The organism is Armatimonadota bacterium (assembly GCA_029907255.1).
In the GTDB taxonomy this organism is placed as follows: Bacteria; Armatimonadota; UBA5829; order DTJY01; family DTJY01; genus JAIMAU01.
In genome coordinates, this window is sequence record JARYMF010000001.1 from 167565 (window position 1) to 180515 (window position 12951).

9 protein-coding genes are annotated in these 12951 nt (G+C 45.9%); 6 read left to right on the top strand and 3 right to left on the bottom strand.

What is annotated here, in order from left to right; all coding sequences use genetic code 11:
* The first annotated feature begins 234 nt into the window (after nucleotides 1-234).
* Both QHH26_00655 and queC read left to right on the top strand, forming a co-directional pair.
* Nucleotides 235-3699: a DNA polymerase III subunit alpha gene (locus tag QHH26_00655; protein ID MDH7480466.1), complete on the top strand. Its 3465-nt coding sequence runs from the start codon at nucleotides 235-237 to the stop codon at nucleotides 3697-3699.
* A gap of 56 nt (nucleotides 3700-3755) precedes the next feature.
* Nucleotides 3756-4451, top strand: a complete 696-nt coding sequence (queC, locus tag QHH26_00660) for a 7-cyano-7-deazaguanine synthase QueC (protein ID MDH7480467.1) — start codon at nucleotides 3756-3758, stop codon at nucleotides 4449-4451.
* Here the strand turns inward: queC and QHH26_00665 are convergent.
* A complete protein-coding gene (locus QHH26_00665) occupies nucleotides 4448-5839 on the bottom strand; it encodes a sodium:alanine symporter family protein (protein ID MDH7480468.1) in 1392 nt (463 codons plus the stop codon). The genes queC and QHH26_00665 overlap by 4 nt on opposite strands.
* Before the next feature lie 256 nt (nucleotides 5840-6095).
* Between QHH26_00665 and QHH26_00670 the strand changes: the two genes are divergently transcribed.
* Complete coding sequence (locus QHH26_00670; GenBank protein ID MDH7480469.1) at nucleotides 6096-6788, top strand: tetratricopeptide repeat protein; 693 nt, start codon at nucleotides 6096-6098, stop codon at nucleotides 6786-6788.
* 55 nt (nucleotides 6789-6843) lie between these two features.
* On the opposite strand, the gene QHH26_00675 is transcribed toward QHH26_00670, so the two are convergent.
* Nucleotides 6844-7959, bottom strand: coding sequence for an alkaline phosphatase (locus QHH26_00675; protein ID MDH7480470.1), 1116 nt, complete (start codon nucleotides 7957-7959; stop codon nucleotides 6844-6846).
* Nucleotides 7960-8082: 123 nt separating this feature from the next.
* Between QHH26_00675 and QHH26_00680 the strand changes: the two genes are divergently transcribed.
* From QHH26_00680 to QHH26_00690, 3 genes are all read left to right on the top strand, one after another.
* Nucleotides 8083-9156: a hypothetical protein gene (locus QHH26_00680; GenBank protein MDH7480471.1), complete on the top strand. Its 1074-nt coding sequence runs from the start codon at nucleotides 8083-8085 to the stop codon at nucleotides 9154-9156.
* Nucleotides 9157-9346: 190 nt separating this feature from the next.
* On the top strand, nucleotides 9347-9529 hold the full coding sequence (locus QHH26_00685) for an Em GEA1 (EM1) (GenBank protein MDH7480472.1): 183 nt from the start codon (nucleotides 9347-9349) through the stop codon (nucleotides 9527-9529).
* Nucleotides 9530-9645: 116 nt separating this feature from the next.
* A complete protein-coding gene (locus tag QHH26_00690) occupies nucleotides 9646-9822 on the top strand; it encodes an Em GEA1 (EM1) (protein ID MDH7480473.1) in 177 nt (58 codons plus the stop codon).
* Nucleotides 9823-9942: 120 nt separating this feature from the next.
* On the opposite strand, the gene QHH26_00695 is transcribed toward QHH26_00690, so the two are convergent.
* Complete coding sequence (locus QHH26_00695) at nucleotides 9943-12804, bottom strand: glycoside hydrolase family 2 TIM barrel-domain containing protein (GenBank protein ID MDH7480474.1); 2862 nt, start codon at nucleotides 12802-12804, stop codon at nucleotides 9943-9945.
* Between the last annotated feature and the right edge of the window lie 147 nt (nucleotides 12805-12951).

The window sequence follows — 12951 nt, forward strand, 5'->3', positions numbered from 1 at the left end:
ATGAGGGTATAAGATTTAGAATTTTTTTCTTCGACATTTGATTGGCAGCTAGGGTAGAATTTAATGGCAAAGGGAATGCACATTATCCTCAACATTCTAACACAACCATCCTGAAAATTACATCCAGTCTGCTTGCCAAGCAGTCATTTGTATGAAAAGTTAGTATTTCTGCAGGTAACATATGGTTCGGTATTGAACTCAAACATTGAAAGTTTTTTTACTTGGAAGCCGGCAATGTCAACTCCTGAGTTTGTGCATCTGCATGTTCATTCTGAATACAGCCTGCTAGACGGTGCTTGTCGCATCCAAGGGCTAATCGAACGAGCATTAGAAATGAACATGCAGGCTATTGCTATTACCGACCATGGCGTCATGTATGGCAACATAAGCTTCTATTGCGAGGCAAAGGATGCAGGTATCAAGCCTATTTTAGGATGCGAGGTTTATGTTGCAAAGGAATCAAGGACGCGTCGCGACCCAAGGCTGGATAAAGACCAACATCACCTCGTGCTTCTAGCGCAGTCAGAAAAAGGTTATAAGAACCTCATTAAGCTGGTAAGCCTTGCCCATTCTGAGGGATTCTACTACAAACCACGCGTTGATAAAGAGCTCTTAAGCCAATACAGCGGCGACCTAATTGCATTGACTGCATGCTTAGCAGGCGAAGTTCCATACCACATACTACAAGGAGATATTGTTCAAGCAGAGAAGTCCCTTGGAGATTACGTAGACATTTTCGGTAGAGAGAATGTTTACCTGGAGCTGATGGACCATGGTCTTTCCGAGCAGGAGCCTGTCAATCGGGCACTAGTTGAGATGGCTGCTCGCATGAACCTCAAGGTCGTTGCCACGAATGACGTTCATTATATCGCCAAAGAAGATGCAGTGCCGCACGACGTCCTGCTGTGTATCCAAACTGGTTCTACGCTTGACGACCCAAATCGCTTAAGGTTTGGGTCGGAAGAATTTTACTTAAAGAGCCCTGAGGAAATGGCTAGTGTTTTTGGCCATCTGCCGGATGCGCTCAAAAATACCCTAGAAATAGCCGAACGGTGCAACTGCAGTTTTGATTTCAGCCAACTTAATCTTCCAGACCCTGGTATTCCCGCGGGGGTTGACCCAGGAGAATACATGGAAGCTGAAGCGCGCGCTGGCTTGCTTGCAAAGTTTGGCGGTAAAGTACCCGAAGACTACGAAAAACGCTTTAGGTATGAGTGTGATGTCATTAAGCAGTGTGGCTTTGCGAAGTATATGATGATTGTTCGCGACTTCACCAACTTTGCACGCGAGCAAGGTATTTACGTTGGAATTCGTGGTTCAGCAGCAGGAAGCTTGGTTTGCTATGCCCTCGGAATTACGGATGTAGACCCTATCGAATACGGTCTAACGTTCGAGCGATTTCTAAATCCTGAGCGGGCTGAGATGCCCGATGTTGACCTTGATATTCAAGATGACCGTCGAGAAGAGTTGATTCAATATGTGATAAATAAGTATGGCAAGGACAGAGTAGGCCAAATAGCCACCTTTGGCAGCCTCAAGGCTCGAGCGGCCGTTCGTGATTGTGGACGCGTACTCGGTATGGACCCACATGAGGTTGACCGAATAGCGAAAATGATCCCCACTGTCCCAGTTGGCATGACCATTGACATGGCGCTCGAGGAAAATCCAGAGCTTGCAGAGGAGTATCAGAATAATCGGGAAGTAGCTCGCTTGTTAGATACTGCGCGCACGCTGGAAGGCATTAACCGCAATGTTGGTATTCATGCAGCTGGAATACTAATTTCTGATGAGCCGCTTACAAATCACGTGCCTGTCCACTATGGCAGTAAAGGTGAAGTAGTCGCTCAGCTGGCAAAGAAAGATATAGCCAAGGTTGGCCTTTTAAAGATGGATTTCCTAGGCTTGGCGAACCTTACAATACTGGCAAATGCCGTAAAGAACGTCAAGCGCCATCGGGGTATTGATATAGATATTTTGAAAATACCGCTCGACGACCAAAAAACCTTCGAAATGCTGGCCAGGGGCGATACAAATGGAGTCTTTCAGCTAGAAGGTACTGGTATGCGGCGAAATGTTATGGAACTCAAACCAAACTCTGTTAGAGAGCTGGCTGCCATTGTTGCCCTATATCGCCCAGGCCCAATGGGAGAGATATCCAAATTTATTAGGTCGAAGTTTGGCCAACAGCCAATTGAATATCTTCACCCACTTCTTGAGCCAATCTTAAAAGAAACCTATGGCGTCATCTGCTATCAGGAGCAAGTTCTGAATATAGCTCGGGCCATAGCTGGTTTTACTCTTGGTCAAGCTGATGTGCTCAGAAAAGCGATGTCAAGCAAGAATCGCACGATTCTCGACAAACAACGCGAACGGTTCATTGAGGGCGCCAAGAACAATGGAATTGATGCGGAGATAGCAGCAAAAATTTATGACCAGATTGAGCCATTTGCCGGCTATGCTTTCAACAAAGCCCACGCCGTATGCTATGCCTTTGTCGCATATAGAACTGCATACATGAAAGCAAACTATCCCGTGGAATACTATGCGGCGCTTATTTCGGCAAACATGGACGACAAGGATAGTCTGGCTGTATATATAGAGGATTGCAAGCGGCTTGGTATCGAAATTTTGCCCCCAGATATTAACGCAAGCGGTGTCGAGTTTGAAGTAGAGAATGGAGCAATCCGTTTTGGTTTGGGAGCTGTAAAAAACGTGGGCCGTGGTGTGATAGACGTAATCATCGCTGAAAGGGAGAGGGGAGGACCATTCGTTTCACTGCATGAGTTTTGCCGTCGTGTTTGCGATTCTACAGTGACACGAAGCGCTATTGAGTGCCTAATTAAGATTGGTGCTTTCGATTCTATCAACAAGAACAGAGCGCAGTTGCTTTTCATCTTAGAGGATGCCCTTATGGTGGCAGCTAAAGCCCAAAGAGATAAGCGAATTGGTCAGGTTTCACTCTTTGGCTCCGACGCAGTACATGAGGAAACGTCCTTTATGGAGCCGGCTATGCTTCCACAGGTAAAAGAGGCTACCAAGAATGACATACTTGCATGGGAGAAGGAGCTTCTTGGTTTGTATCTGTCCGACCATCCATTGCTGCAATTTCAGGAGAAGTTTAAGAAGCTTGGTGTTGTCAGTAGCGAGCAATTAAAGGAAAAATCCGAAAAAGAAGAAGTAGTTGTCGGCGGAGTTATTACCCGCATTCGGAAAGTTCGAACGAAAAAGAATGAACCAATGGCTTTTGTTACTATAGAAGATTTTGCTGGAGCAATTGATGTTACTGTATTTCCGTCGGTATACGAAGAGTATAAGAAATGGCTAGTAAACGATGGAATTGTTGTAGTGAAAGGCAAGGCAAATCGCAGGGAACGTATTAGGGAAGATGAGGAAACTTCTTCGGAGCAGGTCGGAGTCATCTGTGATAGCATCACTCCCTTATCTGATGGAATAAATGGTAATAATAATGGCAAACTACCTAAATCGGTCATTGTGGAGATTGCCGATTTAGATAGACAGAGCCTAAGAATGCTCCAGGAATTATTGCAAAAGTCTCCAGGCGAGAACCCGGTCTTTTTCCACATCAAGGCAAACGGCGGAATAAAAAAATATTTCCTCAAAAACAAAGTTGAACCCACCCCCAAACTACTCACCGAAATTCGACAAATTGTTGGCAACGACGCAGTTTGGTTGGAATGATTTGCCAAAAGCGCGTCTAGATTTGTAACCACAATTTCGGCTAAAATAAATCTAACATGAGCCCAAACAATTTCCAGAATCCCAAGGCAGTGGTTCTCATTTCAGGTGGTTTGGATAGCGCAACAGCAGCGGCGATTGCAAAAGCGGAGGGTTATGAACTTTTTGGCATAACTTTCGCGTATGGCCAGCGCCACTCGAAGGAGATTATAAGTGCAAAGAAAGTCGGCGAGTCACTTGGTTGCGTTCGCCACATCACAATAGAATTCGACTTGCGCCAATGGGGTGGAAGTGCCCTAACAGATGATATTGAGGTTCCACTCGACCGTCAAAAACCTGAAATGTTGTCAGAGATTCCTATTACCTATGTTCCGGCGCGAAATACAATATTTTTGTCTTTCGCTTTGAGTTATGCCGAAGTAGTTGGGGCAGATACAATTGTAATTGGTGTTAATCAGCTTGATTATAGCGGTTATCCAGATTGTAGAGAGGACTATCTGCGGAAGTTTGAGGAGATGGCGAACCTAGCGACGAAAGCGGGCAGAGAGGGCCATCGGTTTCGCATTTATGCTCCTCTTCTTCATATGACGAAGGGCGAAATAATAAGACGTGGTGTTGAGCTTGGGGTTGACTATTCGCTAACTTGGAGTTGCTATCTGGGCCAGGAAAAGCCTTGTGGCAGGTGCGATTCTTGCCTCCTGCGTGCCGAGGGATTTCGTGAGGCTGGAGTCAATGACCCACTATTGGCGCCTTAACTATTTGCACTGATTTCGGCTAACGATACTGCAGGTTCATCCTCAGCAACTAATTCTAGGTTTCTCTCCCATAAATACTTCCGTGTCTCAGCAACCACCACACCGCTTAAGAGAATAAGAGCAGCAAGATTTGGAATTGCCATTAGGGCGTTTGCCGCGTCTGCAAAACTCCATACAACCTTGAGTGTTGTTACCGATCCTAGCATTACGGCTCCAACCCATAATGTTCTATACGGTAAAATTGCTCGGCTGCCAAAAAGATATTCCACGGCTTTCTCTCCATAGTATGACCACCCAAGAATCGTCGAGAATACGAAAACAAATAGGCCAACAGTCAATACAATTGGTCCGACTATAGGGATGTGATGGAAGGATTGCTTTGTGAGTGCTGCACCCTGGAGCCCAGTTTGCCAAACTCCTGTGTTTACGAGTACCAAGCCTGTCATCAAACATACGACGACCGTGTCCCAAAACGTACCAGTGGAAGAGACAAGAGCCTGTCGCACAGGGTTCTTTGTTTGTGCCGCGGCCGCCACTATTGGTGCGGAGCCAAGCCCAGATTCGTTTGAGAAAAGGCCCCGCGCGACACCATATCTTGCTGCCATCATTACGGTAGCCCCTGCAAATCCTCCTGCCGCCGCTTTTCCCGTAAATGCCGATTTGATTATTAATGCGATTGAGCTAGGTATATTAGAATAACCTATCCCTAGAATAATTATGCAGCCAAGTACATAAAAGATTACCATGAATGGTACAAGTGCTTCGCATACGCGGGCAATTGATTTTATGCCCCCCAAAATTACAGTTCCTGTCAGAATTGTTAGAATCATTCCGGTAATCCAAAATGGTATTCCCGCGACCTCATTAGCCATATGTGATATCGAGTTAGATTGGACCATATTTCCGATTCCAAAGGCTGCGATTGCTGTAAATATGGAAAAGAGCACTGCAGCCCATTTCATTCCCAAACCGCGTTCCAGAGCGTACATTGGGCCGCCAATCATCCTTCCATCAGGGGTCCGAACGCGATATTTAACAGCAAGCAGAGCCTCTGAGTACTTTGTTGCGATGCCGAACACGCCAGTCAACCAGGTCCAAAGAATGGCTCCTGGACCGCCCAAGGCAACTGCTGTTGCGACGCCAACGATATTTCCTGTGCCAATAGTGGCCGCAAGTGCAGTTGTTAGCGCACCAAATTGACTCACGTCTCCCTCGCCTTCTCGCGACTTGCATAAAGATAGTTTGATTGCTAGCGGAGTGAACCTCTGGATGATTTTAAGGCGGAAAGTTAAGTACAAGTGGGTGCCAATTAGGAGAATCAGCATTGGAGGTCCCCACAAGTAGCTGTTCAGCCAGTCTAGAAACTTTTCAATGCTATAAGCTTCCATAGTTTTTCATACCTCGGATGTGGAGCGCTTCAGTCTTAAATGGTATGCGTAGCTTGCTAATGTGTCAAGACTTACTTCCCGAAGCAATTATATTCTATCTTTTTTCAAAAATTCTCATGTGGCGATATGACATATTACGAGCGCCATTCTAGAATTAAACTAGCAAGGGTATACAAAAATTGAGTATTCTCCCATAACACGGTTTAAGTTTTATTCTTGCCTTTTGAGTTGGGGGAGACTGAGGAGGTCGGTTTCAATGCGCTGCTTTGCTTGCTCAATAGACTTTAACTATGATACGACGATTTGTGCAATTTGTGGACGGCCGCTGGAAACCGATTCGGACCGCTACTTCAAGGCGGGAATGGCGGCTTTCGATGCTGGCAATCTTGAGGAGTCCATTGTGTTGTTCAGTGACTGTCTAAATTTGAATCCAAATCACCTGACAGCTCGCTTTAATCTTGGGATTGCGTATTCTCTCAATAATCAATGTGATACTGCGATGGAGGAACTTTTAGCCGTTGCTGCACAAGACCCAAACTATCCTGGTCTTTTTACTGCGCTAGGACAGGCTGCATTTGGAAGCTATCTTCACCACAGGGAGCTGGCTCAAGAAAGAGAACAGCAAATGCTCCAGCTTCTGAAAGAAGCCATTTCACGTGATGATGCTGATGTAGATGCGCTTTTCTCACTTGGCAATGCTTACATTGCCCTTGATAACCCATTGCAAGCTCTTCCGTACCTAAAGCGTGCAGCAAAGATTGATCCCAACGCACCTGCAATATATTTTACACTGGCTAAGACATTCCAAATGCTTGGAAGAAACCAAGAAGCCTTGCTAATGGCGGAAAAATCACTGGCGATATCATCACCAGAGGATGGTTTCAGGGACCTAATTGAAGGATTGTTCAGCGACCTTCAAGATGAATTGCATGCTAAGCCAGAGATATAGTTGCTGCATTGGCTCATATTTGCTGGTCAATAGCGTAAAGGTAAAAGCTAGCCAACTACCGAGTTATTGCGAATCCTTTAATTCCCCATTGCTTTGCAAGAATCTTTGGAACGTCAGTATTATCTAATAAACCACGGAAGGACGCAGCACCGGGTCCGTCGGCAAGAAGCAAAACGTTCACACCCGTATGGCTTTTTGTCGCCCAATTGGCGGTAAAATTCAAACTGCCTTCTTCTGAACCTAGGATTGAGAGACCGCCGGTTTCATGGTCGGCAGTGACTACTACCAGGGTATCTTTGTATTTGCGGGCGAACTCTAGCGCTTTTCCTACCGCAGCATCGAAGTCGAGCAGTTGCTTTATCATGCCCTGAGTATCGTTCGCATGGCATTTCCAATCAATTTGGCCACCCTCGACCATGAGGAAAAAGCCGTCCTTATCTTTCGAGAGGATTTCAATTGCTTTAGCAGTCATCTCAGCAAGGCTTGGCTCTGGTGGTTCCGTAGTTAGAGCCCCCATTTGGAACAAGCCGAGTAGCTTTCCTGCATTTATAGCAAGCAAATCTTTTCTATTCTCAACAACGGCATACCCTGCGGACTTTGCTTCTGCGATGAGGTCGCGTTCGTCCTTGCGTTTGCTTCCGGCAGCGGACCGTGGGATGAAAACCTGGCGCCCGCCACCAAGGAGAACATCTATGCGGTTCTCAATGAGTTGGGGTGCAATGTCAGCTTCCTCGCCTCTTTTTGCAATATGAGCGCCAAAGCATGCTGGGGTTGCATGAGTGATAGTTGTGGTCGTTACCAATCCTGTGGCTTTGCCTAGTTTTGCTGCTGCCTCACGTATATTTTGCACCACTTTGCCGTTTGGAAGAACTCCAACCATTCCGTTGTTTGTTTTGAAGCCAGTTGCCAATGCGGTGCCCGCGGCAGCAGAGTCGGTTACGGTGGAGTTTGCCGAATGGGTTTTAACTAGTGCTGTGTGCGCCATAGAGTCCATTTTCAGTGCGGTATGTTCGCGTTCCAATGTCATTCTAGTTAAAGCTATCTGGGCAATTCCCATCCCATCGCCAATCATGAGAATGATATTCTTCGGCGCTTGAGCTGAGCAAGCAGGAATGATAGTTGTTGCTAATAGGATGATGAGCGAAAAGAGTATCAGTGTTCGTTTAATCATTTTTCGTGCCTCGTTACTGAAAGTAATTGACATTTTAATTAGTTCATCTTAAGCCCGGGTACTTCCTCTTTATTTTCGGTTGTTTGCAGGATTTAGCCAAAATGCATAGAATATTCAACTAGCATGAGGTTAGTCCTACTGTTATTTGTTCTTTTGGGTTTGCTTTCCCAATTTGCCACAGGTGCGCCGAAAGAGCCAATTTATGGGGTTGGCTATGTCTCAGTTTATCCTGAGAACCATCCTCTGGCGAAAGCGGGGGAATTAGAAGCCGCACTCGAGATAGCAGACCGTTGCAGGGAAGCTGGCTTGAATCATGTTAATCTTGTTGGTCCACTCCTCTTTTATGACTCCGACGTAGATTCTCGAATAGAAGCGCTTGTCTCCAAACTACACGAAAAAGGTTTGACCGTTAGTTATTGCATTAATACGTTTCTTGATAAGCAAAAGCGAAATAAGGAACTTGCTTGGCGGGACTGCAAAGGAAATCCTTATGGCGAGGAATACTTTTGTATGGCAGCAAGCCGCGCAACCCGTGTGCCTCAGATTAAGCGGTGCATCGAGAAAGGAATTCAGTTAGGCTTTGATGGCGTCTTGCTGAACTTTTTTGATTGGGGCACCGAAAATGATAGGATTTGTTTTTGCGATACTTGCGTTCGGGAGTTCTGCGATTCAATTGGAAAGAAGTTCACTAGAGACGAACTTGCTATTAAGATTCTTTATGACGAAAGCATTGTCTCGGCATGGTGGGACAGAAAAATGAAAATTCGCACCAACATTGCCGAAGAACTCGTCAAGTTTGCACGAGAAGTTGCCTCGAAAAATAAAAGAAATTTCTGGGTTGGACAGTGCGCTGGGCGAGCTGGCACCGAACCGGAGTATTGTGGTGCGATATTTGATATTCACGCGCCTGCGTTGTTTGGCTCAAGAGTCGCAGGAACACTTGAATCTTATGAGGAGATAACCAGAGCTTGCCAGAGTTGGAAACGCCGCGTCCCAGAAAAGTCTAAAGTGGTAGCTTTGCTCAACTGCGGGCTGGGCAGTCCTCCGCCACAAGATGTGCCTGCCGATGAGCTTATGGAACTTGCCCAGGCAGCTATAAAAGGCGGCGCAGATGGGTGGTTATTTGTGCCTGCAGACAAACTCAGCGGCGATGATTGGAATACTCTGGCGAAATGTGTATCTGGGAATCTAAGGTAATTTTTGCCACCCTTTTAATATTTCTTTTCTTTCAAGTAACACAAATTATCCCCGAAGAAGTGCATAAACCCATATTTTGTATGCCGACAGGTATTGAACGCATAAAAAGACGAAAACCCTGGAGTGGGTTTAAAGGATTCGCCGCTTGGGAATTTCCAAAGAGAGAATCACAAAAAGGAGGTGGACTGCCATGCGAAAGCGCGAGGGAAATCCAATGACTGTCAGAGAGGCTGGTCGAAAGGGCGGCCTGCGGACCTCGCAAACTCATGGCCATGAATTCTATCAGAGCATCGGCCATAAGGGAGGCATTAAAGGCGGTCCAAAGGTCAAGCAGCTAATCGAGGCTGGAAAGAAAGCCCTTGGGGAATTATAGTTAAAATCATTTGACTAGGTAGGAAGTGCTTGTATTACATTTGCCTTGTGAGGTTGCTTACCTTAGTAGAATATGTTTAATGGGTTTGCTGAGAATAATCGAGAGGAGGTGTCATTGTGACTCCTCAAAAGAAAGGCGAGATGACTGTCAGTGAGGCAGGAAAAAAGGGTGGCGAAAAAGGTGGTGAAGTAACTGCCAAGAAGTATGGCCACAGCTTTTATGAGGAAATAGGTCGCAAGGGCGGTCAAAAGGTAAAAAGGCTAATCGAGGAAGGCAAGAAATCACTGATGTGAGATCTAGTGCTAGAAACTTCGATAAAGGAAGACAAGCGGCAGGTAGAATACCTGCCGCTTGCGTTAATTACCGGCATCTTTGGCATTCAAACAGGTTTTAGAATTCGCACTTAAGTTAGTTTATTTATTAGTCGTCTTCGCTGCGCCTACCCAAAAGCTTCCTTCGATAACGTTGCCTTTCGACAGCTCAAGGTAAAAATCTGGCACCACATTTGAGCTAATATCCCTTGGCGGACTGCATTGTTTGTTCACGATGAGTTGGTATGTTCCATTCTCGCCGAAACCGCCTTTGCAATGATGTCGCTGGTCAGGTGCAAACTCAACTTTTAAGCCGTGACCTTGCGAATTCGTAAGTGATGCCCAATCGCAGTTATACTTCGTCGAGTTGAAGTCAAAAGCGTCAGGTCTGCTGATATTTGTTAGGTGCACATTTGCGCTATCGGGTAAGGCTGTTCCACTCGGACGGCCGATGTGTGTCTCCGGATAGACCGACCAAAGTGCCTGCCGTTTCCATGAAAACCGATTGTATTCATGGGGCATCTCAAAAGTCCAACCGAGTTCTTGGATATCGGCTTTTTGCCATTTCCATTCTATTCGGTAGCTAAACAGGCCGTTTTCGTATTCTGCATGAAGGTGGCCTACAACCGTCTTTGGTATATGTTCTAATACTATATCAGCATCTATAGATTTTATTTTACTTAGTGGAGTCGAATAAATGTCTGGTACAGCTGGCGTCGAGACTATATTTACCAGCTTGCCTCGGTATCTTTTGCACACTTTCCAGCGGTATGGGTTATTCCCTGTGATGTTTCTAATGAGGTTGAGCTTTGGGAATGTAAGTTCATTTGGTGGCTTCACGTTTACCGTGGGCAGATGAGGTTGTTCTTGCTTTGCAATATTAAATTGATAGCTGATTACGTTCCAACCGCCAGGATGGTTGAATTCTACACGCAAAGTATCAGCATCCTTTTGCAGAGGGATTTCAATCTTGCCCGAGGTCATAGGGGCGAGACTGGGTTTGATAGCGCCGGATGCAATCTCTTTGCCTTTTCTAAGGAGATGGTATGTCGTCTTGAGCTCTGAAAGGTCAGTAAATGAGTATCGATTAGTTACGTTTATGACGGCAAACCCAGGCTTTGTTTCAAGGTCGGCTTGGGAATCGAGGAGCACCGGCGTTTGAACCATTTTAATGTGGTAATACTCAGGTCGAATATTACGCCAGCCATCCACTACCCCTTTTGTTTTAACGTAATGTATGCCGGTTATTGGGTCGTATTCATAGTATTTGAGAGGATATTTGTCGGATACAGCTCTGTCTTGCCATTCCCAAAGGAAATTTCCTGCAATAACCTCGGAGTTCCATATTACTTCCCATGTGCGTTTGTGGACAGCGGCCCAGAGGTCAAGGCAGCCATAATCTGCGCCATTTCGTACATCCCAGACGTTTGGGTTTTCCGTATAGATGAGGGGCCATTTCGCCCTCCGCTCTTTATTGGCTGCATGTGAAGCTATTACTTCTGGCCGGGTGTAATGGTGGTCGTCGAACTCCACATTATTCTCGTCTGCAGGGCGGCAGGAGTTTAGCCTTGGCCGTGTAGGGTCTAGCTGCTTTACTAGGTCCGCAGTAATCTTCTGGTTTCGTCCCTCCTTGTTTTCGTTTCCGATTGCCCAGATTACCACACATGGATGATTTTTATCGCGAGCAATGGTTTCCCTAGCCCTCTGAAGCCATGCGGGAGTCATTTCAGGGTCATCAGTTGGGCACCAGCAGTATGGGAGCTCATCTACCACGTAGAAACCCATTTCATCACAAAGATCATAAAACTTAGAGCCATACGGATAATGTGAAGTACGAATAGCATTGAAATTTGCGGCTTTCATTAGGGTTAAGTCTTTGCGCCAGACCTCTTCATCAATTGCGGTACCCTTCGATGGATAGACATCATGTCTGCATATTCCGACAAGTTTTACAGGGACCCCATTGACCAAGAAAACTCCATCCTTTATTGATATTTCCCTAATGCCGATGCGGCGGACGACCTTCTCAATTGATTTTCCATTTGTGTCCTTAATCTCTATTGTTAAGTTGTAGAGATTTGGATGTTCGGCTGACCAAAGTTTCGGGTTTGAAACGATTTGCACAAGTTCTGCTTTTCCTCCCATAACTCGCGATTCTATTTTCTCCTTGAGTTCACTGAGGTGCATGCAGGCAATTGCATTGTCAGATTGCTCTCCACCAATGGCGATTAGAACTTTAACTTCTGCGTTTCCTCCCTCAAGGAGTCTCGTTTGTACTGTAATATCTTTAATGTATACCTGCGGAACAGAGAATAAAGTTACAGGCCGATGGATGCCGCCCAGGAAGAAATAATCGCCCGAGTCAAGGTCTGCCGATTTTGTGTTCTTGGTCACTCGTAGGGCTAAAAGATTACGTTCGCCAAACCTAATGTGAGGAGTAAGATCAGCCTGCCAGGCGGTCCAGCCGCTTTCGTGATAATTTGGACGGTTCCAACTCGGCTCGCTAACGTTAACAGGGTGCCCATTTAGCCATATTTCGGCGCCATTCTGCACGCCGTCAAAATTTACAAATACCAACCGGCCTTTCCAAGAAGCTGGTACCTCAAACCACTTGCGGTAGAATCCTGATGCATTGTCTGGCTGGTCATAAGTTGCGGGTGAGAAGCCAGCCATTTCCCAGTTGCCGGGTACAACAAGGTCATGCCAAGCTTTGTCTTCCTTGTAGTCCAGTTCGTAAAATGGTTCGAATGTCGCTGGTGTTGTGATTGGGTCCTTTGCGTTGAGTTTTCGCTTTTGCCCTTTGTTTTTAACCGCACCTTGTTCGAGTTTGAAGCGCCATATACCATCGAGCGATTGCACGTATTTTGGCTCAGATGGGATTACTGCAGCAAATGAGCTTTCAGAGAAGGAAAGCGACATCAGAGACGCAAGGATAATCCCAGCGAAAAGCGAATAGTAAAACAAGTTTATCACCTCTCTCAAATTGGATTTCTTTCAAGTTTCGTTGCAGGTAAGACTTTTTCCTTCAATATTCTCTATAATTAGAGAGTTTTTTGAGCCTGGATTGGTGAAAGTAATCGGTTTGAGGGCACGCGCTAGTTTTTACATTTG